This is a genomic window from Treponema sp. UBA3813 (assembly GCA_002368605.1).
In the GTDB taxonomy this organism is placed as follows: Bacteria; Spirochaetota; Spirochaetia; order Treponematales; family Treponemataceae; genus Treponema_D.
This window is the reverse complement of sequence record DFEB01000029.1, coordinates 17,238-41,839: the sequence shown is the minus strand read 5'-3', so window position 1 is coordinate 41,839 and position 24,602 is coordinate 17,238. Positions and strand designations below refer to the sequence as shown.

Genomic DNA, 24,602 nt, shown 5'->3' with positions numbered 1-24,602 from the left:
CAACATCAAAAAAATCAGAGGTGCGTATGAAAAAAAACATTACCATCGTGTCGGTGGCTCTTGCCATCATTTCGTTTTCATTTTTTGGCTGCCAGAAAAAACAGGTTCAGAATTTGAAAGTTTATTCCATCATCCATGACGAAGAAACAGAGGCGCTCACTAAGCTTTTCACCGAAAAAACTGGAATTCCAGTAGATTACCTTCGAGCAACAACAGGCGAACTGGTAAATCGCGTCATTGCAGAAAAAGAAAACCCCTTGTCAGATATTCTTCTGGGAGGGGCTTCAAGCTATCACATTCAGGCGGCAAAAGAAGGGGCTCTTGAAAGCTATATCTCGCCGCTGGCAAAAAATCTTCCGGCTTATGCTGTCTCTTCTGACAACACCTGGACAGGATTCTGCGTCCTTACCCTGGGAATCGGCGTAAACGAAAAACGCTTTGCCGAAAAATTCCCCGGCACGCCTCTTCCTGCAACATGGGAAGATTTGCTCAACCCTGCTTTCAAAGGCGAAATCGTCATGACAAATCCGGCGGCCTCAAGCACAGGTTATCTTTTCGTCCAGAATCAGCTGCAGCGTCTGGGCGATGAAAAAGGCTGGGAATATCTTCTTTCCCTCACGAAAAATGTCGGCCAATTCCCTGATTCAGGCAGTGCTCCTGCAAAACTTTTGGGAAGCGGCGAATATGCAATAGGTGTCTCATATCTTCACGCCCTCTCAAAATACAACGCCCAGGGCTTCAATGTCCGCCCTATTGCTCCTCCCCAGTCCGTGGGTGACATAGACTGCGTTTCAATCATGAAAAACGCAAAAAATCTTCCTGCGGCAAAAAAATTCGTGGATTTCATTCTTTCGCCAGAGGCACAGAGTCTCATGAGTTCAATCACTTACACAACTCCTGTAAATCCAGAGGCAAAAGGCCCTGACGGCGGAATCGCGATTTCTGAAATCGATTTAATCGACTACGATGTGCAGAAAGCATCCGCTCAAAAATCGGAAGTTCTGGACAAATGGGTAAAATCAGTAAAATAAAAATCCTCTATTTCGCCGTGATCTTTATGGTCACGGCCTGCGTGGTCTTTCCTCTTCTCTCAGTCTTGCTCACTCCAAAGCTCAGGGATTTTTTCTCGGTGCTTTCTTCTAGCGTCTGGCACAGGGCTATGCTCAATACGCTTTTGGAGTGCGTCTCTTCCACCCTGCTTTCCGTTCTCGTGGGCTACATTTTCGCCTATGCCGTGGTGAAAGCCGACATTCCTTTCAAAAAAATCTTCGGCTTCATTCCGATTCTTCACTTGATGACTCCGCCTTTTGTCGGCGGTCTTTCCTTTATCCTTCTTTTCGGCCGTCAGGGATTTTTCACCAAGACTCTTCTGGGACTGGATGTAAGTCTCTACGGATTCTGGGGGCTTTTAATCGCTCAGGTTCTCTGCTTTTTCCCGATTTCTTTCTTGATGTGCGCCCAGGTTCTCAGACGAATCAATCCTTCTCTGGAGCAGGCGGCAAGGGCTATGGGCGCCTCAAAAGCCCGCATTGCCCTCACCGTTACAATTCCCCTTTGCGCCAACGGCATTCTTTCCGCCGCCCTTTTTATCGCCGTGTCGGTTTTAAGTGATTTCGGAAACCCCATGATTGTGGCAGGCAGATTCCGCGTTCTTGCCGTTGAAGTCTACACTCAGCTTACAGGCTGGGTCAGCGCGGGAACAAGTGCCGTCCTTGGAATCATTCTTGTCATTCCATCGGTGATTTTATTTATTCTTCAAAACCGTTTCATGAAAAAACAGGAGGCAAAATTCGCCACCATAGGGCAAAAAGGAAGCCCCCTGCCAGAAAAAAAATCTTCGCCCGCCACAAAGATTTTCCTCACTCTTTTCTGCTCAGTCATTTCACTTTTGGTTCTGGCCCAGTTCATCGCTATTCTCGCAGGCGCTTTCCAAAAAATCTGGGGAATCAACACGGCTTTTACCCTCGACCATATTAAAATGATTGGAAAATACGGCGTCGAATTGCGGAATTCAATTTTCTTCGCCTTTGTCGCAGCCCTTTTCAGCACGACTCTGGCCCTTTTAATCACATTTTTTGTCTCGCGGACAAGCCTGCCCTGGAAAAAATACCTGGACATCTGCGCCCAGATTCCGGCGGCAGTTCCAGGCTCTCTTTTCGGTCTCGCATTTTCACTGGCTTCAAACCGGCTGAACATTCACTTTTCAGCCCTCATGATTGTCATCGCCATGACCGTAGGCTTCATGCCATTTTCTTACAGGATTATCAGCACGGTCTTTTCTCAGATAAAAAACAGTCTGGACGACGGGGCGCGCTCGCTGGGAGCAGACAAAATACAAGTTCTCACGACGATTTTGGCTCCTTTAAGCAGCGGCGGCATTTTCTCTTCTTTTATTTACGATTTTGTCCGCGGAGTGGGAACAATCAGCGCGGTTATCTTCCTCGTTTCTTTCAACACGCCCCTCGCTTCAATCAAAATCCTCAATCTGGCTGAGCAGGGTGAATGGGGAAAATCAGCCGCTTTGGCCACAATCCTTACGGCACTCACATTCTCTGTCCTCTTGATTGGAAAGGCAGCCGGCAAAATGTTAGAATCAAAAAAGGGTGAAAAAAATGACTAAACTTGAACTGAAAAACATTTCTTTCTCATTCGGAAACAGTCTCGCAATCGACAATCTTTCCCTCACCGTGGAAGAAGGCAGCTTCACCACGCTTTTAGGGCCCAGCGGTTGCGGAAAAACCACTCTCCTGCGCCTCATTTCGGGATTTTTGGAGCCTTATTCAGGCGAAATCCTCATTGACGGCGTGAATCAGGCTGGAATCGAAGTGAACGAGCGAAAAGTCGGCATGGTTTTTCAGGATTACGCCCTTTTTCCCCATCTTTCAGTCTCTCAGAATATCGCTTACGGCCTTAAAATCCAGAAATTCTCAAAATCTGAAATTGAAAGCAAGATTTCTGAAATCGCCAAGGCTCTCGGCATCGAAGATTTGCTGGCCCGCTTTCCCAATGAGCTTTCCGGCGGACAGCAGCAGAGGGTCGCCCTTGCCCGGGCCCTTGTTTTAAAGCCAAAAATTCTTCTCATGGACGAGCCTCTTTCCTCTCTAGACACTAAACTCCGCACAAAAGTCCGTGAGGAACTTAAAGAAATCCAGCAGAAGCTTAAAATCACTACAGTTTATGTCACTCACGATCAGGAAGAAGCTCTCTCCCTTTCTACAAAAATTGCTGTCATTGATAACGGCAGACTACTTCAGGAAGGAAGCCCTAAAGAAATTTATTTTGAGCCGGAAAATTCTTTTGTAGCCGACTTCGTGGGAAAGGCTAATTTTGTAAAAAAGGGAGCGAAAAAGCTTATGATTCGCCCGGAATGGTTTGAAATCGCGCCCCAGTCTCCCGCCTACGAAAAAAATCTCCTGCCAGCCGACAAAATCCTGCTTTCAGGCACGGTCTTGTCCGAGGAATTTTTGGGAAGCAAAAGCCGTTTCGTGATTCAGAGCGACAGCAGCAGCGAAAAAGAAATCATCACCGCGGATTTTGACACGATTTCCTGCGAAAATGTGAGAATCGGCGACAGAATCATTCTTGCCGCGAAGAAATTCTGGGAAATGGCAGACGAATAAAATTCATTCCTCTTCAACCAAAGCGCAAACTTTGCAAAATTTCCCAAAAATATTCAAAAGTATTACATCATTTTCAAAAATCTGATAGTATAATCAATTACTATGGATATTACAGAAATCATCACGAATCTTGTTTTTCAGCTCGCTGTCATCATCTTTGCCGCACGGATTTTCGGAAAACTGGCATCTCGCGTGGGAATCCCCTCTGTATTGGGAGAGCTTATTTCCGGCATCATAATCGGGCCTTTTGCCTTGGGCGGTCTTTCTCTTCCAGGCTTTCCCCACGGTCTTTTCGGCGTAACAGAGTCTTTGGCAGGAGCAGTCTCCCCGGAATTGTACGCTTTCTCACAGATTGCCTCTATTATTCTGCTTTTTTCTTCCGGCCTGGAAACAGACCTTTCTCTTTTCATCAAATATTCGGTTTCAGGCGGAATCATCGGCTTGGGCGGAGTCGTCGTCTCCTTCTTCTTTGGTGCGGGCTGTGCCATGCTCATTCTTCCGGTTTTGGAAATCGAATGCTCAGGTCTTTTTGACATAAAATGTCTTTTTTTGGGAATCATGTCTACTGCGACTTCCGTGGGAATCACCGCCCGCATTCTCTCTGACAAAAAGAAAATGGATTCCCCGGAGGGAGTCACAATCCTTGCGGCGGCGGTCTTCGATGATGTTTTGGGAATCGTCCTTCTCGCCGTTGTCATGGGAATCGTATCGGCTCTGGGAAGCGGGGCAGCTCTTTCTGGCGGAAAAATCGGACTGATTGCTCTCAAAGCCTTCGGAATCTGGCTTGTGGCAACGGTCGTTTTCATCCTTCTTTCAAAAAAAATCGCCCGCTTTGTCCGTTTATTCGGCGGGGCTACGGATTTTTCAATCGCGGCCCTGGGCGTTGCCTTCCTTCTTGCGGGATTTTTTGAAAAAGAAAGCATAGCCATGATTATCGGAGCCTACACCACAGGTCTCGCTCTTTCTGGCACGGACATTGCCCCGGTTATTCAGGAAAAAATCCACTCCCTCTACAAATTCTTCGTTCCGATTTTCTTTGCGGTAACAGGCATGAGCGTGGACATCACCAAACTTTTCAGCCGAAATGTCCTGATTTGCGGCGGAATTTACACTCTTCTTGCTGTCTTTTCAAAGCTCTTGGGCTGCGGTCTTCCGGCTTTGGGCTTAGGTTTCAACATCAAAGGCGGATTTAGAATCGGATCGGGCATGATTCCCCGTGGAGAAGTCGCCCTCATCATCGCAGGAATCGGTCTTACGGCAAAAGATGCATCCGGGCTTCCTATCGTTAATCAGGATTTGTTCGGCGTTGTGATTTTGATGACCCTTGTGACCACCCTCGTCGCTCCGCCAATCCTCAATGTCTCCCTTTCAATCAAAGGCCGGGGAACCAAAAAAGAGGTCGCTTCATCAGAAAGTCAGATTTTTGAATGGGATTTTAAAAATCAGGAACTTACCCATCTGGTCATGGATATTCTGCACCGGGACTTGCGGGCGGAAGGTTTTTATGTTCAGATGATGAATATCACCGACGGAATCTGCACTGCCCGCCGGGGCGACACGGCAATTTCTCTCCGTGAAGAAGACACCAAACTTATTATCGAAACTGATGAAAAGGACATGGGCTTCGTCAAGGGAGAGCTTTACGAAATCATGCTGCGGCTGAATAAATCCATGCAGTCACTTTCTGCCCTTAAAAATACGGCTTCCCTTCAGTACGGCTTTGCAAGTCCCGAAAACCGCGTTACAAATTCCATTACGCGCTACCTCAATCCAGCCTGCATTTCCGTCAATCTCAAAGGAAACACAAAAGAAGAAATTTTTGAAGAACTGCTCACCCTGCTCTGCCAGTCGGGAAATGTGAAAAACCGCGAGATGGTCAAACTTTCCCTCATGGAAAGAGAAAAATCAATGAGCACTGGCCTTGAAAAAGGAATCGCCATCCCCCACGCCAAAACAGACGGCGTAAAAGAAACCTGCGTTGCCATCGGAATCAAAGCGGACGGCGTGGATTTCAACTCCATGGACGGAAAGCCTGCGCAAATTTTCGTCATGCTGGTTTCTCCGATTAACGGCGCAAATCCACTTATGCGGGCAATGGCGGCCTTTAGCGGCGCCCTTATGCACGAAGAAATACGGACTGCCCTTCTGCAAGCAAAAACTCCAGAGGGCGTGATTGATGTCCTTAAAGACTCGAAAAAGCTTTAGCTTTCTGATATAATTTCCTCATGGGTACAGGGGAATTACAATCACCGCTTTTGGAGCGATTTTTACGCTATGTTCAGATTTGGACGACTTCGGATTCCGCTTCTGCTGATTCTGGAGTCCAGCCGTCCACTGACCGCCAGTTTGATTTGGCGCATCTTTTGGAATCAGAATTAAAATCACTGGGCTTAGAAAATGTTCAGGTCACAGAAAAATGCTATGTCTACGCTCTACTTCCCGCCACGGCTGGCTGTAAAGAAGAGCCTTTCTGTCTGCTCGCCCACATCGACACCGTTGAGGAAGTCAGCGGCCAGCATGTAAATCCTCAGATTCACAAGAATTACGACGGCTCAAAAATCACTTTGGCTTTTGGTCATATCCTAAATCCCGAAAATGATTCCGCCCTTGCCCTTGCCGCAAAAAATCACGAGACAATAATCACCAGCGACGGAAACACCCTTTTGGGAGCAGACGACAAGGCCGGGGTAGCCGAAATCATGACGGCACTGGAATATCTCGTGCAAAAAAAGATTCCTCACGGTCAGATTGAAGTCTGCTTTTCTCCAGACGAAGAGACCGGTCACGGCATGGACAATGTTCCACTTAATCTCATCAAGTCGAAATACGCCTACACCGTTGACGGCGGCCATATCGGCGAGCTTGAAACCGAATGCTTTAATGCCTTTAAAAGCGAAATTGAATTCACGGGAGTCTCAACCCACACTGGCACTGCTAGGGGAAAGCTGGTAAACGCAATCACCATGGCTTCAAATTTCGTCACAAATCTTCCACGGCAGCAAGCTCCCGAAACCACTATGGGCTACGAGGGATTTTACGCCCCCATGAACATTGAAGGCTCAATCGAAAGGGCGAAAGTCACTCTCTTTTTGCGGGATTTTGAAGAAGCAGGAATGGAAAATCGAAAATCTCTGGTAGAAAGCCTTGCCCTTTCCACGGCGGAATCTTTCGGCGGAAAGGCAAAGGTCACCCACACTCAGCAATACCTTAACATGAAAAAGGGCTTTGAAAAGCGGCCTGATGTAATCGAAAAACTGGTCGCCTCATACAAGGCGGCTGGCGTGGAGCCTGTCTTTACGCCAATTCGCGGCGGCACGGACGGCTCCCGCCTTACGGAAATGGGAATCCCCACACCCAACATCTTCACCGGCGGCCACAATTACCATTCACGGACAGAATGGGCAAGTCTGGAGCAAATGACTAAAGCAGCAGAAGTTTTGATATACTTATGTCGAAATAAATAAAAAGGAAAGATTATGCACAAATACAGAATTGAAGGCGGCATTCCCATTCGCGGAACAATCGCTGCCAGCGGAAACAAAAACGCGGCTCTCCCATGCATTGCGGCAACTCTTTTGAGCGAAGAGCCTGTCATCTTGCGGAATATTCCCGAAATCGAAGACACTGGCGTCATGCTCCTGATTTTACAGGCATTGGGCGCGTCAGTCGAAAAAATCGGCGGGCACGAGTGGAAAATCGACGCTTCCTTAATCCGCTCTTCTGACATTCCAGCCACACTGAGCAAAAAAATCCGGGCGTCAATTTTGTTCGCAGGCCCCCTCGTTGCCCGCACGGGAAAGGCCGTTCTGCCGCCACCGGGAGGCGATGTTATCGGTCGTCGCCGCGTTGACACTCACTTCCTTGCCCTGCAAGAACTTGGAGCACGCATCTCTGTCGAAGGACCTTTCACTTTTATGGCAAACAAACTCGTTGGAGCCGACATCTTCCTTGACGAAACTTCCGTCACTGCCACAGAAAATGCAATCATGGCGGCGGTTTTGGCAGAAGGACACACGATTATCAACAATGCGGCCAGCGAGCCTCATGTTCAGGATTTATGCAACATGCTCGTTTCTATGGGAGCAAAAATCAACGGAATCGGAAGTAATATTCTGAATATTGACGGAGTTAAAAAACTTCACGGCACTGATTTCGCCATCGGTCCTGACTTCATGGAAATCGGCTCCTACATAGGACTTGCCGCCGCTACAAGAGGCTCAATCACTATTACGGGCGTAAATCCCAAAGACATGCGCCCACTTAGGGTAGCCTTCGGCAAACTCGGTATTCGCTGGACAATCGAAGGCGATGAACTCACAGTCTCACTTGGTCAGGAAATGAAGGTCAATACAGACTTGGGTGGCATGATTCCAAAAATTGATGACTCGCCATGGCCGGGCTTCCCGCCAGATTTGACTTCAATCATGACGGTCGTTGCAACACAAGTTGAGGGAACAGTCCTGATTTTTGAGAAAATGTTTGAAAGCCGAATGTTCTTCGTTGATAAGTTGATTTCAATGGGAGCCAGAATCACTCTCTGCGACCCACACAGGGCTGTCGTAAGCGGGCCATGCACCCTCCACGGTGACAAACTGGTTTCCCCGGATGTTCGGGCAGGCATGGCAATGGTCATCGCCGCTCTCATCGCCCACGGCGAAAGCGAAATCAGCAATGTCTATCAGGTTGAGAGGGGCTACGAGAATTTAGTCGGAAAGCTCAAATCTCTAGGCGCCCGAATCGAAATCGTAGAAATCGAAGACTAGAATAAAAATTGCATAAGCAGTTTTTATTCAGCCCTTCTTGAAACAAAAATAAAACAGACAATAAACAAAATCAGCACGAGCAGGATAAGACTGACATAAACAGCACCTGCTCCAAGCATGATTACAAGCGCATAATTCAGCATTTTGTAAATGTACAAAGTGAATTCAAGAACAAAATACGAAATCGTTGTGAGAACCGGCATGAGGAAAATCCACTTAAATTTGAACAATTGGGCCTCTTTCAGCCGATAATTCCATGCCATACAAGCCATAAAAATACAGCAAATCAGAATAATCAAAGGGTATGTGGCTCTGTACAAGAAGTCAGAAGTGAATATTTCATAAGAATAACCGTATTCTCTTGATTTAGACATAAAACGCATAAGTGCAATAAGATTCATATTTTCAGAGCCAACCGTTGCGTCACACAAAAGATTAAAATCCGACAAGGGCATTCCAAAGACGAAATAATTATTCAAATAAGGAACATGCTCTTGAACATAATCAACATCATATTCATACACAGGAGAAATTCGCCCGCTCCTGTCTGTACGAGATATGCTCTCAAGCATAAGATAAGGAACGGTTTTATATGAATCCTTAATTCCAAAACGGGCTTTCTCTGCATCATCAAAAATCGAAGTCTTTTCTGCAAGCATTTTCGCATAAGGAACATAAACAGAACGCATAAAATGGCCGTCCGCAGAATAAGTAAACAAAGAAAGTCCCCGCAAGTACTGAATCAATCTTCCAGAATTTTTTACAGGTGTGATTCCACGGATATACACAACATCGCGAGTTCCATCATCATGGGAAATTGCAAAATAAACATCGTTATAAGATTCAAAACGACGAAGATCCTCAACTTCCTCAATAAAGAAGCATTGGTCTTCAACACGCTGCGAAACAATAGGAAGGAATTTTGCAACATCTGGATCACGAGCCGCCACATCAGAAACCGAGGCAATTTCCAGGAATTGGTAATAGGCTTCTATATTATCACCGCGAATAAAGGTTTTGTATGCCTCAAGTTTTTTTCGGAAGAGAACCTGCTCATCGCTCTCTTTGATTACGGTAGGATCAAAAAGATGATTCCATGCCTCACTTGCAATCCGATTCGCCTCTTCAAAGTTTATGTCTTTTTTTGTTCCGACTTCGACGGCAAGATATGCATAATAATGAGCATCAAACCACTTCTCTTTTTCCATCGCTTCTTTTGCCTTTGTTAGAAGCGTAGTAATTGTCTCGCCTTTTGTTTCTTTGGCCGGAGTAAATACCATTTTTGGCAAATCTACAGGTCGGTCAAGAATCAGTTTGAGAGAATTCAATTCAGCTTCAGAATGTTCTTTTATATCAAGAGCTTCCTTATCTTTTGGATTCAACAAAAGCGCATTGTAAGAATATTCAAATGCAAGATTCATGTTTCCTTTTTCGTAATATTCACGGCTCAAATTCATGAATTCAGAAAAAAGAACCGGCTTGATTTTTGCGCGAGACTGATGTATTTCAAAATAAGGAACAAAGACTTCTGTAATGAGCGAAACAACGAGAACGATAATTATAGAAGAAATCATCGTCTTTCGGAAATGCTCCATAATAAGGGGAGAATACTTGATTTTTGCCCTTTCAGAATTTTTCCCATAGGAAATAGCACAACCAATCAAAAAAGCGCTGAATACCAGAGATGGCAAGATTTTACAGAAAAACAAGAATCCACGAATAAACACATACGAAGTTTCCTCGCCAGGAAGCAAAACTGGAATCTGCTTCATAAGATGCGAAACAAGAAGGCAGACCCCCAGTGCAAAAACAGCGTAAATTAAAACAATAAGTCCAGTGCGTCTCATTCATCACTCTCCAAAATTGAACTTCCTTTGAGGCGGTAAATCCCCATAAAAGTGCCGGTCACAATAAAAACAAATGCAATGATAATATTCGCAAAAATAATCATAGCATCTGTCAGTCCGAGGAATTGCGAAAGCCTTGCGTTCATATTTTTGATTGAAGATGGCAGAATGTTCATATAGTAGAGATAATTTACAAACACAACCAGAGCGGCTGCCGTCAAAACCACTGAAACATTCGCCATTTTCCATGAACTAAGGAATTGAAATCCATAAATTGACAAAAGGGCAAGCCCCAGTGTAGCAAAGCCAAGCCATGTCAAAAATCCAACAGAAGCACAATAAGTACCTGCTGTTAAAAGTGCGTTATAGACAGAAAGTGGATAAACCACTAAAGGAGATGGCTCAAGGGAATTTTTTATAAGGATATCAGAATAGGGAAAAGCAGATTCATTTTTTACAGGAACATTAAACAAAGGCAGAACTGCGCCTTCCTGACCGAAACTTCCTGTCGTATCAAGGAAAAGGCCGTCGGCAGTGCCGTCACTCTCAATTCGGGAATAATAGAAAACACCACTCTCTTCTTTTCGGAAAAATCCGGCTGAAGTCGTATTTACACGGGAAATAATTGTGTCAGACTCATATTTTTCGATAAGGCGCATGTCAGCGGGAATAAGAAGAAGCCATGCAAAAAGTCCAAAAACAACATACAAAACGAAAGAAATCAGCTGACACTTAGGATGGCGGATAAGATAAAGAATAAGCAGGATCTGAATCACAACACAAACAAGAGGAACCGAAAGAAGAACTCCATGAAGGAAGAAATCCAGCGAGAAAAATGAACCAGGCAAACCTGTAACGAACATTGTAAGATTACAACTGAACATAAAGAGCGTTGCAAACACTAAAGTTCCAATAAGAAAAGATACCGCATAAATTACGGCAAAATAAAGCACGCGTTTCATCGTAATAATAAGAATAACACGAATAAATAAAAAAAACCACTTCTTTAGTGAAGTGGCTGAAAATATTCTAAAGATTTAGCCCAAGAAAACCTGACCGTGCTGATCAATGGCAAGAATCGACTTACACTCAGAGCAGCGGAATCGGCCTGCACGAGTCGCTTTAAGACGCTTTGAACAAACCGGGCAACTGAAGATTTTTGGGAAGATGCTTTCTGCAACAGGAGCCCCCTGCTTGAAGAAGCTGATTGTATCTGCCAAAGAATCTTTGATATTGAAGAATTGAGAGAATCCCAAAAGCTGAAAAACCTCGTAAACCTTAGGCTGGATTTCAAGAAGAACAATATCGCCGCCTTTTGGCTTGATAAGCTTGAGAAATGCAGTGAATGAACCGATGCCTGTTGAAGAAACATAGTTGAGGGCTGAACAATTGAAAATCAAATTGACAAACCCCGCTTCAACAACCTTTGAAATTCTCTTTTGGAAAAAACTTGAATTATATGTATCGATATAGCCATTTAAATAAATAACAAGACCGTTATCAACATCATTAATTTTTTCAAGTGTGATTTTAAGACTATCATCTTTTTCGTCGTTAAAACCAGGAACTAGACTATTGTTGTTGTTGCTCATGCTATATACCTCAATTTTTAAACTCTTTTCAAGATTATATAATAATACACCATAATTCACTATTTAGTCTAGCTTTTTATTCTGCAAAGACTTCGTTGGCGACCAGCCGGCATCAAGACGGAAAGTCGCACCATTTATATCGGCATTTTTAAGAAGAAATAAAGCAGATTCCGCAACAGATGAAGGCGAAATCATCCGGCCGAGGGGCATTTTTGCCTTCAGTTCGGTCTTTTGCGATTCAGAAAGATACTCCGTCTCGACAAAACCGGGGCAAATTGCATTGCATGTGATTCCATATATTCCATATTCCGAGGCAACTGAGGAAACAAGCACATTCAGTCCGGATTTTGCCCCTGCGTAAGCCGCATTCGTGGAAAACTCCTTGCGATAAGAAGTTCCCGTGCCGCCAAAAAGCAAAATTCGCCCGAAGTGATTTTTCATCATATTGGGAAGGGCTGCCGAAAGAAGAAGACCGGGAAGGGCATAATCGTAGAGGGCGACTTTTTCCCAGTCAGAAAGATTTGTCTCATGGAGGGATTTTTGCACGAATGGCCCGAAAGAGACACAGAGAATGTCGCATTTTCTAGCGGATTCAAGGACTTCCGAAGACTCCAGTTCAGAAAAGGAAGAAGAAAGAAGATTCTGCGCGATGATTTTTGGCTTTTCCCCGCTGATTTTAAGAATTTCTTCCGCCAGAGAATCCGCCTTTTTCCCCGCCTTTGAGCCGTGAATAAAAAGACTTGCGCCGCTTTTTGCCAGTGCAAGAGAAAGAGTCCGCCCGATTCCGCCAGTGCCCCCCACAATCAGAGCCTTTTTTCCGCTAAAAAAATTTTCTGTCACTTCGTTCATAAAAATGATTTTAATGGTAAAAGGATTCCGAAACAAGTTGAGAATGACAAATCAAGTTGGAAATGATAAAACGCCCTTGACCCAAGATTCTTTTTCGCTAAACTTATTTCATGAATCTTTCAAATGTCGTGATTATTTTGTGCCGCCCGGAAGAAAGCCGCAATGTGGGAGCAGTCTGCCGTGCCATGGCCAATAACGGTCTTAAAAATCTCCGTATCGTCGGAAAAAAGCAGGACTTTGACGAAGAGCGGGTAAGAATTCTTGCCATTCACGCCGCACCCATCTGGGAAAAGGCAGAATTTTTTGACTCAATCACTGACGCGTCCAAAGATTGCGTTCTATGCGCGGGAACGACCCGCCGCCGGGGTAAAAAGCGGGGAAAATTGCTGCTCCCGGAAGAGCTTTCTGAAACAGTCTCGCCAATAACGAATGACGGAAAAATCGCCGTAGTCTTCGGGAACGAACGCACCGGCCTTGAAGAAGAAGAGCTGGACGAATGTACCATGGGCGTTACGATTCCTTCCAGCGCGGAATTCGGATCCCTCAATCTTTCTCATGCGGTTCAGATTATTTCATATCACTTGTTCCGAAAAAGCCTTGAAGAAGGCAAAAAGATTTCCAGAGGCTCGGTTCCCGTTTCTCTGGAGCGATTGGACAAAACTGTCAGAGAAATCGCCGACTCCCTGCAAAAAATCGGTTTCTTTAAAGTCACAGGCAGGCCCGACATGGAAAAATTCTGGACAGACCTTCTTTCCAGGGCGGCAATAAGCGAAAGCGAAGCGGCCTACATCGAAAAAGTATTTGACAAGGCGGCCGGACTTGCGGGCAAAGCAAAAACTGAAAACTGAAAATTTTTCTTTTACAGGCGGATATCTTTTGGCTCGATTGTGTCACCGTCACAGTACAAGAGGGCGGCGTTTTTCAGCACTTTTTCCAGCTGGCGGACATTTCCCTTCCATGAGAAAGTCTGCAAGGCCGCAAGCGCGCTGTCTGAAATCTTCTTGTTGATTTTTTTTCTGCGCAAATAAGCCTCTGCCAGCTTAGGAATGTCTTCCAGCCGCTCCCGCAAAGGCGGAATCCGAATCGTCACATCATTTATTCGATAAAACAAGTCTTCACGGAAAGTTCCCTGACGGATTTTCGCCTCTAAATTCGCGTTGGTTGCAAAAATCATACGGTTATCAACGGGTATTTTTTTATTTGATCCAATTCTACTGATGAGACCTTCGCTTAAAACATGAAGCAATTTCGTCTGAATATTCGGACTTATCTCCCCGATTTCATCCAGAAAAAGAGTTCCACCATCGGCTTCTTCAAACACCCCCTTCCCCGCTACAGCTCCTGTAAAAGCACCCGAACTTACGCCAAATAATTTTGACTCAATAACAGATTCGTTCGAATTTGAAATAACTTCATGCAGGAAAGGCTTGGTTCTTCGCCCAGAAACTTCATGAATTGCACGGGCTACAGTCGTTTTTCCTGTTCCTGTCTCACCAAGAATCAAAACAGAGACATCAAAAGAGGCAATCCTGACGATATCATTTCGAAGTTTTTGCATGGCGGCTGATTTTCCAACAATAGAAGCAAATGTAGGGCTTTGCAGACAGATTTTTTTATATTTTTCGGCGGGTGTTTTTTGGTTTAAAGATTCTGATTTATTCAGGATATTTCCCAGTTCTTGAATCGAAGAATATTTACAATAATTATCTTGATTCGTTTTTGCAAGGGAGCCGCAGCCCTCTGAATAAAGCAGGGGCTGGGCAAGGACAAAACAGGACGAGAACCTTTCAAAAATCTGCTTAAGCATTGATGCATCTGAGGCATAACGAATAGACTTGCAGATATTTTCACGGACGAAAACTAGATCTTCGAGGCTCTCTGTAAAAAGAACTGAATTATCGACCATTTTCACCCCGAAGATATTTGCTAATTTATATTATTTGATGTCTGTTCTTCTTTTTTATTTTTATCAAGGCTCTCTACATGATAAATCCCGCTTTCATTATTTTTTTTGCCTCGTCTGAACAATTTGTAAAACAATAAAAGGATTTTATAACGCATGTAGGGAAAAATCAGGAAAATCCTTAGAGGACTGTGACCGATTTCATTCCAAATTTCTTTTCCAGCGTCAAAAGTTTTTTCACTTACACGACGAATACGCCCAGCGAAAATTCCAAGGCAGTCTTTATAGTACAAGAATATGCTTGAAGAGAATTTATCCCGACGATGATAAGCCCAAAGATTTTTTTCTTTGATTCCATCACTGACAATTACCAGCGAAGGCGATGCCTTAAAAATTGCCTGTACGACATTTTCTTCGGCATTTTTGGGAAAATAACCGACATAACGGCCGACAATTCGCAAATTTCGGAATGTGTCGTGAACATTGTGCTCTGCTTTTTGAAGCGTTTTTTTTCTGGCGCCCAACATATAGAGCGTTTTATAATGATGATCCAGCGTGTTGAGAATCTGAATGACAGCATTGAAAGGATTATAGCGAACCGGAACATCAAGTCTGAGGAATCGCGCACCTTTTAGAATGCTTTTTGAAATAGGAAGAATCAAATCAGCGTTTCTAAGACAGTCACCGAAATCCTTTTTTTTATTGCGGGCTTTGAGCAAATCCCAAACCGAAAGGAAAACAATCTGCTTTGCACCAGGTTTTTCGAGGATTTTCATGATTTCTTCTTCGAGATTTTCTGGACGGCACACATCAACCGGCACGCCGAGCAATTCGATTCGCGTCATTGAAACGACTCCATTTTATTCCTATTCATAGAATAACACAGTGATAAAAAATTAGCAATTCATTATTAGCAATGCATAATTATCAGTCAGAAAGGCAACTTTGCAGGGCGGAAATGCCGTAAAGAGCCGCGGTTTCACAGCGAAGAATATTTGTCTTTAAGTGAACCGGGAGAAAACCTGATTTTTGAAGGATTTCGATTTCTGATGGGGAAAGGCCGCCTTCGCTTCCGCAAAAAAGGGCGATTTTTTTGAGACTTGAAGAATTTCCTGATTTTTCTTGGGCGCGGACTTGTTCACAGGCCTGACGAATGCTCACCGTAGATTCGTTCCGCTCATAAAGGACGATGGCGATTTTTTCGGATTCGGAAAGATTTTCGCTCTCGTCCTTCCAAAGTTCACAGACTCCGGCAAGGCTTTTGCAATCAGAGATTTTTGTGTCTACCGGGCTTCCGCTCTGCTGCCGGGCTTCTTTTATGATCCGCTCGAATCGCTCCGAACGGAAATTGATTTTTTCGCTGCCCTGCTGGGAAAATTCTGTCTGAACGGGAACAATTCTCGCCACTCCGCACTCAGTCGCCTGACGCACAATCAAGTCAAATTTTGAAGATTTAGGAAGAGCCATAAAAAGAGTGAATTCTCTTGATTCGATTGAATCAGTTTCTGACGGCTGATTCTCGCCAATCTGCGTGTCAGCAAGATCACAAAGCTGCAAGATGATTTTTTTGCCTTTTTCGTCAATCTGGCAAACTGTCATAGACTGCAAATTGCCATTTGGCAAGCGAACATAAATCATGTCGCCGCTTTTGAGACGGAGAACATTGTGCAAATAGCGAAAATCCTTGCCGATTATTGAGAGAAGTCCGTCAGAATCAAGATTTTTTTGTGAAATGTACTGACGCACTATTTTTTCTCGGACTTTTCTTCTTCCAAAACCGCCATTTCCTGCAATTCTTTGAGAGTTTTTGTGCTCTTAATCAGATTTGTGAAATTCTCTTTTTGCAGAATTGAAATGGCCTCGTTGAGCTGAATGTCGTAGTCCAAATCGTAGAGCATAGTGCCTTTTGTTTTGTTGGCTTCGTTTCGCACCAGTTTGCGCAAACTTGACTCATCGATTTCAGAATATTTTTTCTTGAGAGTCTTTGCGAAGTCTGAAATCTGTTTTTCGGTCAAATCAGTGCGGCCGTCTACGAAATCAGAAATTTCCGTTGATTTGTACAATTCGAGATACTGCTTTTCGCCCTCTTCGCTTAAAACCGGGAACAAAATCTCGCGGTCTGGGGGAATGCCGATTTTATCGATGTTGACATCGCTGGGAGTGTAGTAGCGGGCCATGGTGATTTTAAGGCCGTCCGTTGCTGAAAGGGGCAAAACCTGCTGAACGGAGCCTTTGCCGTAAGTGCGCTGACCTACAAGATATGCCAAATGATTGTCTTTGAGGGCGCCACTCACGATTTCTGAGGCAGAAGCGCTTCCCTTGTTAATCAAAACGACAATGGGCATATTTCGCATAACCGTTTTTTTGGCGGTTGCCGTGAAGACTGAGTTCTCGAAAGAGAGACGGCTTTTAGTGGTGACAATGGGGCCGTTATCAATGAATTTATCAGCGATGTCAGCCGCACTTGTGATGAGTCCGCCCGGATTGTTGCGCAAGTCGAAAATCATACCGACAGCGTTGTTCTTTTTGAATGAATCAAGGGCTTCCTGAAAGCGTTCAACTGCCTGGGGAGTGAATTCGATAAGACGGACATAACCTATTTTTGTGCCCTCAATCATGCCGTATTTGACAGTCGGAACTTCGATAATGGCGCGTACAAGAGTGACCGGGAATTCCATGTTCTTTCCGCGGCGGATAACAAGATCAACGCTTTCCCCAACCTTGCCACGGAGCATATCCAAAACCTGCTCCATAGTAATTGTTGAAGTGTCAGTGCCATTGATTGAGATTATTAAATCTCCTGCAAGAATTCCAGCCTTGAATCCAGGAGTGTCCTCAACTGGAGAAGCGACTTCGACATAGGCGGGTTTTTCTTTGCTTGTCTCAACAGGTTTTGAAATCTGAAGGCCAACGCCACCGAATGAGCCGGAAGTTGTATCGCTGATACTTCGGAAACTTGTTTTGTCAAGGTAAACAGTGTAAGGGTCTTTGAGCGACTCCAGCATGCCTTTGAGTGCGCCCTCATACAAAACCTGCGGGTCAATTTCGTCTACATAATTCTTTTGAACAAAATCAAAAACACCGTTCATCAGTTCCATGTACTGACGAGATTTATTTGTTTTTTCGTTAGCCGATGGAGAAGCGGATTGTGCGAAACACTGTGAAGCAAAAAAAGCGACAACAAAAATAAGAAGAATAGAGTTAATCCGTTTTATCATTAAATCAATTTTTTTCATATTATTTCTATTTTAAGATTCTATAAGATAAAAATCAATCAGAAATCTTTATAAAGCTTTAAACTTATGCTATAATCAATTTTATGCAAATTATTCCAGTAGCAAGTGGTAAAGGTGGCGTTGGAAAAAGCCTTCTTTCCGCAAATTTAGCAATCGCCCTGGGGCAGGCAGGTAAAAAAGTTGTGCTCGCAGATTTGGACTTAGGTGCTTCAAATCTTCATCTCGTTATCGGGCATAATTCCCCAAAAAAAGGAATCGGAACTTTTCTCACAGGAGAGTCAAAATTCGAAGACATAATCACGCCCACTGACTACAAAAATGTCAGTTTCATCGCTGGCGACTCAGAGATTCCGGGCTTGAGCGCACTCAAAGTCGCGCAAAAAAATGCCCTCATCAAAAAATTCCATTCAGTTGACGCTGATTATCTCATCGTGGATTTGGGCGCAGGCACTCACCTCACTATTTTGGACTTGTTTCTAATTTCGCCACAGGGAATCATAGTCACAGCCCCCACGGTCACGGCAACTCTCAACGGATACCTTTTCTTAAAGAACGCAGTTTTCAGATTGATGGCGGCAACTTTCAAAAAGAATTCAAAGGCGGCGGAATTCATCAACAAACTCCGCAATGATTCAGCCTCACTCCAGCGATTATACATTCCTAAGTTAATCGAAAAAATCACTGAAATAGACCCTGAGAACGGCGAGAAATTCAAAAGACGGCTCTCCCAATTCCGGCCTCGGCTCATTATGAACATGATTGACGAACCAAAGGATGCTGACAAGGCTCAGAAAATCCGCCGTTCTTGCCAGCAATATCTTGGTCTCGAAGTCGAATCCCTTGGCGTAATGTACCGGGACTCAATGCAGGACAAGGCTCTTTCTTCAAGTCTGCCGGTTACCGTCTACAAGCCGAATTCTGTTCTGGCTCAGGCAATTTTCCGCATCGCTGAAAAAATCATGCAGACGGAATCTCTTTCGTTTGATGAAAGTTTCGAGCAGGCAAGCGAAGAAGCCAGCGACGATTATTCAGCAAAACTTTCTTATGTCGAAGATTTAATCGGAACAGGCGCATTGAATGTAAGCGAACTTGCAGAAATGATTAAAACTCAGAATTACGAAATCACCCAGCTCAAAAACGAAAATATCATGCTCAAGAACCGCTTGGTCAAGGCAGCTCAACAAGGATTTAAAGTATGATTTTGCCTTTATACATCAATTATCCAAGTTGGATTCATCCTGAGATTTTCCCCGGACTGCCGGTTTTGAGCTTGCTCCGCTGGTACGGGCTCATGTACATTTTCGCCTTTGGAACGGCATTTTTCATTCTCAAAAAATTGCTCCAAGAAGGCGCATTGGACTCAACAAACGCTGACGGAAGTCTCCGAAAGGCCACCGAAGACGACATTTTCAGTTTTATCGCCACAGGAATCGTCTTTTTGCTGATTGGCGCGCGAGTTTTCTCAACTCTTGTTTACAATCAATATGACCCTAAAAATCCCCTGTCCATCAACTATTGGACTCATCCATGGCTCATTTTCTGGCCGTTCCAGAATGGTCATTTTACAGGCTTGGCAGGCATGAGTTACCACGGAGGTTTCATCGGTGGCTTATTGGGAATGATTTTCTGGTGCTGGCGGCACAAGGTTCCCTTCTTCAAATGGGCAGACGCAATGGTCACGGCTATTCCTTTGGGTTATACTTTTGGGCGCATCGGAAATTTTATGAACGGCGAGCTTTTCGGGCGCATAACCACGGCTCCATGGGGCATGGTCTTTCCACACGCCGAAAAATTCTCTGTATCGATTCCATGGGTTCAAGGAATTGTTGATAAAATAGGAATGAAAGTCAGCACAAACCTTGTGAATCTTCCCCGTCATCCAAGTCAGCTTTATGAGGCTCTTTTTGAAGGTCTCATTTTATTCTCGATTATCTGGATTTTGCACAAAAAAAAGCCTTTCGATGGATTTTCTGGCGCTCTCTACACCGGCGGATACGGTTTCTTCCGTTTCTTCCTTGAATATTTCCGCGCTCCTGATGCAGATATCGGTTATGTACTTTGTCTTCATCCTTTCACAAGCAGCAAAGAAATTCTTAAAAAAGTTTCTGTTGATTTATTCACTTCCCCTCTTTACATTTCTAAAGGGCAAATTCTCTGTTTCCTGATGATTCTAGGTGGAATAGGAGTGGCGGTCACAGGCTATTTACTTAACAAAAGAAAATCTGCATAAAAAAAGGGGATGACCAATAAGTTCAAAAAGTGTCATTTTCGGGCTTGACCCGAAAATCCATTTAATTGCAATACAAGAGATTGCCGTGTCGAGCACGGCAATGACTCGTACTTATTGTACATTCCCTTTTTCGCGCTATTTTTTTATGCGTTAATCAGTTCAGCAAGTTTATCTGCCGTGAAACCGAAATGCTCGGCAACTTTTTTAGCAGGACCTGATTCTCCAAAGCGATCGATTGTGAACAAATCTTTTTTGCTTGAGACATAGCCTTCCCAACCAGTTTTCACGCCAGCTTCAGCAACGATAACACGCTTTGCTCCGCCCAAAATCTGATTCTGGAATTCTTCGCTCTGAGATTCAAAGAGATTTTTATCAAGAACAGAAACGACTCGCACGCTCTTTTCGCTTACTTTTGCAGCCGCTTCGAGAGCCATGTTGACTTCTGAACCTGTGGCGACGATTGTGACATCAGGAGTTGCATCCCCATTTTTGACGACGTATGCGCCTTTTTTGATTGTCTCGCGCCAGTCAGCGTTTTCTTTTGCGTAAACAGGAACATTCTGCCGTGTGAGGGCGAAAAGAACTGGATGATCTTTTGCTTCCATTGCGATATGCCAAGCCTCAACTGTTTCTTCGGCATCACCCGGTCGCAGAACCTGCAAATTGGGGATTGAACGCAAAGAAGAAAGCTGTTCAATTGGCTGGTGTGTGGGGCCGTCTTCGCCAAGATAGATTGAATCGTGGGTGAGGTCGTAAATGACAGGAACGCCCATGAGAGCTGCCAGGCGGATTGACGGCCGCATGTAGTCAGAGAAGACAAGGTATGTGGCGCAGAATGGACGAAGTCCGCCGTGCAAAGCCATACCAGCGGCCTCGCTTGCCATGCCGAATTCACGGATACCGAACTCGATTGAGCGGCCAGCCCGGTTTTCCGGTGTGTAAGTGCCGCCATCGCATTTCATTCCTGATTTGTTTGAGCCTTTAAGGTCAGCAGAGCCGCCCACGAGGTAAGAATAGCGTGCTCCCATTGCAGAAATCATGTCGCCAGAGGCAGTGCGTGTCGCGACAGACTTTCCGACTTCGTAAACCGGGTCATCGGCATTTCCGTCTGGGCTGCCTTCGTAAGAAGCCTTCCATTCTTTTGCAAGTTCCGGGTTTTCTTTTGCCCAAACTTCAAATTCGGCATTCCAGTCTGCCTGACGCTTTGCAAATTCTGCTTTTTTATCTGCGAAATATTTTACGGCATCCTCGTCAATCTGGAAGAATTTTTCCGGATCAAGGCCGAGATTTTTCTTTGTCTGGGCAACGGCTTCTTCTCCCAATGGTTCACCGTGAACTGCGGGAGTTCCCTCTTTTGGAGAGCACTTTCCGATTACAGATTTGAGCATGATGAGAGTCGGCTTATTTGTTTCTTTTTTAGCCTTTTCTACGAGAGAGAGGATTTTTTTAATATCGTACATGCTTCCTTTGAGAACCTGCCAGCCGTAAGCTTCGTAGCGTTTAGCTATGTCCTCTGTGAAAGTGATATTTGTTGAACCGTCAATTGAGATGCGGTTTTCATCATAGAAAACGATGAGTTTGCCTAATTTATTGTGACCAGCGAATGAACATGCTTCTGAAGAAACGCCCTCTTCAAGACAGCCTTCTCCAACAAGAGCGTAAGTGTAGTGGTCAACGATTTTGTGTGATGGAGTGTTGTATTTTGCCTCAAGCATTGACTCAGCAAGAGCCATGCCGACAGCCAAAGCCACGCCCTGACCGAGAGGGCCAGATGTATTTTCTACGCCGTCAGTGATGCCGTATTCTGGGTGACCACAGCAAACTGAGCCGACCTGACGGAAATTTTTAATGTCATCAAGGGTGATTTTGTAACCAGCCAAGTGAAGCACTGAGTACAAAAGCATAGAGCCGTGTCCGGCTGAAAGAACGAAACGATCACGGTCTGCCCACTTTGAATCAGCCGGATTGTGTTTTAAAATTTCTCCGTACAAAAGAGCAGCGAGTTCTGCACATCCAAGCGGAAGTCCAGGGTGGCCTGAATTAGCTTTCTGGATGGCATCGATTGACAAACTGCGGATAGTTTTTGCAACGGCAGCAATTCCTTTAGAGTTCATAAAAAACCTAACCTTGTAATGAATTTATATTTAAGCCATTGTAGGACATAATCCTTTAAATGACATTAAATCGGTTTTTCTTTACCTTATCTAAGGCCGAAAGAAGCAGCGGTTTTATATCCTCAAAGTTGAGCTCCATTCCTTCGAGTGAAAGCTCCATGGCGCAAGCTTCTTCTTCTTCACATCCAGAATCATCAGAAAGGATTTCGAGAATCCGTGAAATGTGCGTGTACAACTGTGAAAGCGTGACCAATTCCTGCTGAGGAAGCTGATCCAATTCTTTGTTGTCACAATCAAGTTCACAAACAAGAGAGCCAACTTCGGAAAAAAGTGTCAGTGCCCTGTGCCGAATAGCTCCGTTCGCAAAATCCGCAAACCAATTATAATTTTTGCGAAGTATAGCATTTCTGTTATGAATTTGCAATGTAAGCATTTCTTTCTCTTTTTTAGAGATAGCAAGGTGCTTGGGAATTATTTTATCGATAAGTTCACTCACATCGTCTTTTTTTTCATACATCTGGTCTTTAAGGTAACAGTCGATGACGAAGTCGGGAAGGGCAAAGAATGGAATAGCCCTCTCCTCAGCCTCATACAAATCCTCGTTCCATTTGCCCACTGCAGGCACATCCTTTCCTTTGAACCAAAGGCGCGTCTCGACACCGAAAAGCTCAAGTCCGACTTTTTTTGAATTATCGATAAATTCGTGAATCGAGCCGCAATCGGGAACACAAAGCTCTTTTCGATGCTCATAGAAGACATTGGCAAGCTGTTCTTCGATGCTGGAACATGGTCCCATACGGTCAAAGCTTTCAAGGAGAGCGTTTTCAAGAACTTCGTACCATTTTTGCCTTTCCATATCCTCAGCGGAAATTTGAAATGGATTAAGTTTGTGAGAAAGAATCGGGATAATTTCGATGATTCCCTTATCCCAATCGTATACACGGCACAAAATTCTGTCACCGTATTTAAAATCAACTTTATCAAAAACAGGCTCAAGGGATACGCCTGTCAAACTCATTTTAAGGGGAAGTTCAAAATTATTCTCGGCGATATGCAAATCTGCGCAAGCAGGATCAGAACTAATGTACTGGGCAGAAAATTCGTCACCGTATAAGCAGAACATATCACGGGCAGTGTTGCAGTCAGTGTTGAATTTTTTTTTGGGAAGCTCCTGTCCTAAAAATTCAAAGGTAAATGAATACGAAAGGACATCTAAATCAACGAAAGGCATACATCTGTCACCGGGAACAAAAACCTTCTGTTCGACCTCTCTTTGAGTCGGAACAAAGCTGAAAATCTGATTCGTAAAAGCCCCGGCTCTCGTAATATACATTCGTTTCTGGAGAGCAAAAGCCCGCCCGTCATTGTCAAGGAAATCCATGAGTTCTTCAAGGGAAATTTTATGCCCAAGTCCGCAAAGCATGGCAAGCAATTCCTTTGCAGAAAACGGCATGGGGTAAGTCCGGAGGAAGTTAGTCAAAAAATTTTCGATAGAAACACTCACACTATAAAGATAACGAAATTTTTGTAAAATGCAAAGATTAGTATATGAAAATCATGAATTAAGAATTGTGAATTATCAATTAAAAAAAGAGACAATGTGGCCGTAATTTTTATTCCAAATAGAGATTACTGGGTAAATTTGACACAGATTTAAAAGAAAATTTGACACAGTGGGTAAATTTTCTCTGAGTTAGGGGCTGTAGTGGCGTAAGTTGCCGAAGGCAATGGAGCGCTTTTAGCGCGGAACCACGAAAGACCCGACGGCAAAGCCGGAACTCCCTTAAATTTTCCCGACTTTTACCTTTTCATTTTCAATTTTTAAAAGTTGGCACGGATTCTGCTTTATCTCTAGTGTCAGAAACAAAAGACTGACAAAAAAAATTAAATTACAAATAATACCTAGCTCAGCTAGGAAGGAGATTTTTATGAACGCACTTTCACTTTTTAACGACTGGCTCAACAATGATTTTTATGGTTCAGAGGGACTTTGTGGCACAAGCGCCGCTGTTCCTGATGTTGATGTCACTGAGAACAAAGACTCTTATGTTCTTGACATGGATTTGCCGGGCCGAACAGAGAAGGATGTAAACCTTGAGATTAACGAAGGCGTACTGACAATTTCTTCTGCAAAGACCGAGACAAAAGCTATCGAAGATAAGAACAACAAAAAAGAGAAGGACGAGGCTGAAAAACCACAGTTCCTGCTTCGTGAACGCCGCCGCACTGAGTTCCGCCGCAGCTTCACACTGCCAAAAGACATTGACGCAGATGGTGTAACCGCCGGATTCAAGAACGGTGTCCTTACCATTAAGATTCCGCGAAAAGCTGAGGTAGCGCCGCGAAAGATTCAGATTTCTGCAGCTTAATGCGACATCCTTGTCGTGACAAGAATTTCCTTCGGAAATTCTTGCGGTCAACGGTCTTTGCGCCGCGTCCTTGCGGCAG

At 44.3% G+C, this 24,602-nt stretch carries 20 protein-coding genes; 10 read left to right on the top strand and 10 right to left on the bottom strand.

The window, feature by feature from the left end:
- The first annotated feature begins 26 nt into the window (after positions 1-26).
- The 6 genes from B2089_RS04570 to murA all read left to right on the top strand — a co-directional run bounded on the left by B2089_RS04570 (position 27) and on the right by murA (position 8,383).
- A complete protein-coding gene (locus B2089_RS04570) occupies positions 27-1,031 on the top strand; it encodes an ABC transporter substrate-binding protein (RefSeq protein WP_296321790.1) in 1,005 nt (334 codons plus the stop codon).
- Entirely contained in the window at positions 1,010-2,620 is a 1,611-nt protein-coding gene (locus B2089_RS04565; protein WP_296321788.1) for an ABC transporter permease, read from the top strand. The genes B2089_RS04570 and B2089_RS04565 overlap by 22 nt, the downstream gene beginning before the upstream one ends.
- Positions 2,613-3,620, top strand: coding sequence for an ABC transporter ATP-binding protein (locus tag B2089_RS04560; RefSeq protein ID WP_296321786.1), 1,008 nt, complete (start codon positions 2,613-2,615; stop codon positions 3,618-3,620). Before B2089_RS04565 ends, B2089_RS04560 begins: the two co-directional genes overlap by 8 nt.
- Positions 3,621-3,722: 102 nt before the next feature.
- Positions 3,723-5,825, top strand: coding sequence for a cation:proton antiporter (locus B2089_RS04555; RefSeq protein ID WP_296321783.1), 2,103 nt, complete (start codon positions 3,723-3,725; stop codon positions 5,823-5,825).
- 20 nt (positions 5,826-5,845) lie between these two features.
- Positions 5,846-7,084 (top strand): peptidase T, encoded by a 1,239-nt coding sequence (pepT, locus tag B2089_RS04550; protein ID WP_296321781.1) that lies wholly within the window; start codon positions 5,846-5,848, stop codon positions 7,082-7,084.
- Positions 7,085-7,096: 12 nt separating this feature from the next.
- Positions 7,097-8,383: a UDP-N-acetylglucosamine 1-carboxyvinyltransferase gene (gene murA / locus B2089_RS04545; protein WP_296321777.1), complete on the top strand. Its 1,287-nt coding sequence runs from the start codon at positions 7,097-7,099 to the stop codon at positions 8,381-8,383.
- A 23-nt stretch (positions 8,384-8,406) separates the two neighbouring features.
- On the opposite strand, the gene B2089_RS04540 is transcribed toward murA, so the two are convergent.
- The 4 genes from B2089_RS04540 to B2089_RS04525 all read right to left on the bottom strand — a co-directional run bounded on the left by B2089_RS04540 (position 8,407) and on the right by B2089_RS04525 (position 12,671).
- The gene (locus tag B2089_RS04540; RefSeq protein ID WP_296321774.1) at positions 8,407-10,230 is read right to left on the bottom strand and encodes a hypothetical protein; all 1,824 of its coding nucleotides are present in this window, start codon (positions 10,228-10,230) and stop codon (positions 8,407-8,409) included.
- On the bottom strand, positions 10,227-11,192 hold the full coding sequence (locus B2089_RS04535) for a hypothetical protein (protein WP_296321771.1): 966 nt from the start codon (positions 11,190-11,192) through the stop codon (positions 10,227-10,229). The genes B2089_RS04540 and B2089_RS04535 overlap by 4 nt, the downstream gene beginning before the upstream one ends.
- A 75-nt stretch (positions 11,193-11,267) precedes the next feature.
- Positions 11,268-11,822, bottom strand: coding sequence for an STAS domain-containing protein (locus B2089_RS04530; protein WP_296321768.1), 555 nt, complete (start codon positions 11,820-11,822; stop codon positions 11,268-11,270).
- 63 nt (positions 11,823-11,885) lie between these two features.
- Positions 11,886-12,671, bottom strand: coding sequence for an SDR family NAD(P)-dependent oxidoreductase (locus B2089_RS04525; RefSeq protein WP_296321765.1), 786 nt, complete (start codon positions 12,669-12,671; stop codon positions 11,886-11,888).
- A gap of 110 nt (positions 12,672-12,781) precedes the next feature.
- On the opposite strand from B2089_RS04525, the gene B2089_RS04520 reads away from it, so the two are divergent.
- On the top strand, positions 12,782-13,519 hold the full coding sequence (locus B2089_RS04520; protein ID WP_296321761.1) for an RNA methyltransferase: 738 nt from the start codon (positions 12,782-12,784) through the stop codon (positions 13,517-13,519).
- Positions 13,520-13,530: 11 nt separating this feature from the next.
- Here B2089_RS04520 and B2089_RS04515 read toward each other — a convergent pair whose 3' ends face one another.
- The 4 genes from B2089_RS04515 to B2089_RS04500 all read right to left on the bottom strand — a co-directional run bounded on the left by B2089_RS04515 (position 13,531) and on the right by B2089_RS04500 (position 17,810).
- Positions 13,531-14,577 (bottom strand): sigma 54-interacting transcriptional regulator, encoded by a 1,047-nt coding sequence (locus tag B2089_RS04515; protein ID WP_296321754.1) that lies wholly within the window; start codon positions 14,575-14,577, stop codon positions 13,531-13,533.
- 20 nt (positions 14,578-14,597) lie between these two features.
- Entirely contained in the window at positions 14,598-15,419 is an 822-nt protein-coding gene (locus B2089_RS04510) for a WecB/TagA/CpsF family glycosyltransferase (RefSeq protein WP_296321751.1), read from the bottom strand.
- Between the two features lie 82 nt (positions 15,420-15,501).
- Entirely contained in the window at positions 15,502-16,320 is an 819-nt protein-coding gene (locus B2089_RS04505) for an RsmE family RNA methyltransferase (RefSeq protein ID WP_296321748.1), read from the bottom strand.
- Entirely contained in the window at positions 16,320-17,810 is a 1,491-nt protein-coding gene (locus tag B2089_RS04500) for a S41 family peptidase (protein WP_296686125.1), read from the bottom strand. Before B2089_RS04500 ends, B2089_RS04505 begins: the two co-directional genes overlap by 1 nt.
- Positions 17,811-17,893: 83 nt before the next feature.
- Here B2089_RS04500 and B2089_RS04495 point away from each other — a divergent pair, with 83 nt between their 5' ends.
- Both B2089_RS04495 and lgt read left to right on the top strand, forming a co-directional pair.
- The gene (locus tag B2089_RS04495) at positions 17,894-19,009 is read left to right on the top strand and encodes a P-loop NTPase (RefSeq protein WP_296321741.1); all 1,116 of its coding nucleotides are present in this window, start codon (positions 17,894-17,896) and stop codon (positions 19,007-19,009) included.
- Positions 19,010-19,011: 2 nt separating this feature from the next.
- Positions 19,012-20,040 carry a prolipoprotein diacylglyceryl transferase gene (gene lgt, locus B2089_RS04490; RefSeq protein WP_414717859.1) on the top strand — a complete coding sequence of 343 codons (1,029 nt, stop codon included), beginning with the start codon at positions 19,012-19,014 and terminating at the stop codon, positions 20,038-20,040.
- A gap of 143 nt (positions 20,041-20,183) precedes the next feature.
- Here lgt and tkt read toward each other — a convergent pair whose 3' ends face one another.
- Both tkt and B2089_RS04480 read right to left on the bottom strand, forming a co-directional pair.
- A complete protein-coding gene (gene tkt / locus B2089_RS04485; RefSeq protein WP_296321734.1) occupies positions 20,184-22,154 on the bottom strand; it encodes a transketolase in 1,971 nt (656 codons plus the stop codon).
- A gap of 55 nt (positions 22,155-22,209) precedes the next feature.
- Positions 22,210-23,658: a hypothetical protein gene (locus B2089_RS04480; RefSeq protein WP_296321731.1), complete on the bottom strand. Its 1,449-nt coding sequence runs from the start codon at positions 23,656-23,658 to the stop codon at positions 22,210-22,212.
- Between the two features lie 424 nt (positions 23,659-24,082).
- On the opposite strand from B2089_RS04480, the gene B2089_RS04475 reads away from it, so the two are divergent.
- Positions 24,083-24,523, top strand: a complete 441-nt coding sequence (locus tag B2089_RS04475) for an Hsp20/alpha crystallin family protein (protein ID WP_296321728.1) — start codon at positions 24,083-24,085, stop codon at positions 24,521-24,523.
- Positions 24,524-24,602 lie beyond the last annotated feature (79 nt).

Excerpts from the sequence above, each read along its gene's own strand:
- B2089_RS04570 (WP_296321790.1), top strand. The coding sequence starts at position 27 with ATGAAAAAAAACATTACCATCGTGTCGGTGGCTCTTGCCATCATTTCG.
- B2089_RS04565 (WP_296321788.1), top strand. The coding sequence starts at position 1,010 with ATGGGTAAAATCAGTAAAATAAAAATCCTCTATTTCGCCGTGATCTTT.
- B2089_RS04560 (WP_296321786.1), top strand. The coding sequence starts at position 2,613 with ATGACTAAACTTGAACTGAAAAACATTTCTTTCTCATTCGGAAACAGT.
- B2089_RS04555 (WP_296321783.1), top strand. The coding sequence starts at position 3,723 with ATGGATATTACAGAAATCATCACGAATCTTGTTTTTCAGCTCGCTGTC.
- pepT (WP_296321781.1), top strand. The coding sequence starts at position 5,846 with ATGGGTACAGGGGAATTACAATCACCGCTTTTGGAGCGATTTTTACGC.
- murA (WP_296321777.1), top strand. The coding sequence starts at position 7,097 with ATGCACAAATACAGAATTGAAGGCGGCATTCCCATTCGCGGAACAATC.
- B2089_RS04540 (WP_296321774.1), bottom strand. The coding sequence starts at position 10,230 with ATGAGACGCACTGGACTTATTGTTTTAATTTACGCTGTTTTTGCACTG.
- B2089_RS04535 (WP_296321771.1), bottom strand. The coding sequence starts at position 11,192 with ATGAAACGCGTGCTTTATTTTGCCGTAATTTATGCGGTATCTTTTCTT.
- B2089_RS04530 (WP_296321768.1), bottom strand. The coding sequence starts at position 11,822 with ATGAGCAACAACAACAATAGTCTAGTTCCTGGTTTTAACGACGAAAAA.
- B2089_RS04525 (WP_296321765.1), bottom strand. The coding sequence starts at position 12,671 with ATGAACGAAGTGACAGAAAATTTTTTTAGCGGAAAAAAGGCTCTGATT.
- B2089_RS04520 (WP_296321761.1), top strand. The coding sequence starts at position 12,782 with ATGAATCTTTCAAATGTCGTGATTATTTTGTGCCGCCCGGAAGAAAGC.
- B2089_RS04515 (WP_296321754.1), bottom strand. The coding sequence starts at position 14,577 with ATGGTCGATAATTCAGTTCTTTTTACAGAGAGCCTCGAAGATCTAGTT.
- B2089_RS04510 (WP_296321751.1), bottom strand. The coding sequence starts at position 15,419 with ATGACGCGAATCGAATTGCTCGGCGTGCCGGTTGATGTGTGCCGTCCA.
- B2089_RS04500 (WP_296686125.1), bottom strand. The coding sequence starts at position 17,810 with ATGAAAAAAATTGATTTAATGATAAAACGGATTAACTCTATTCTTCTT.
- B2089_RS04495 (WP_296321741.1), top strand. The coding sequence starts at position 17,894 with ATGCAAATTATTCCAGTAGCAAGTGGTAAAGGTGGCGTTGGAAAAAGC.
- tkt (WP_296321734.1), bottom strand. The coding sequence starts at position 22,154 with ATGAACTCTAAAGGAATTGCTGCCGTTGCAAAAACTATCCGCAGTTTG.
- B2089_RS04475 (WP_296321728.1), top strand. The coding sequence starts at position 24,083 with ATGAACGCACTTTCACTTTTTAACGACTGGCTCAACAATGATTTTTAT.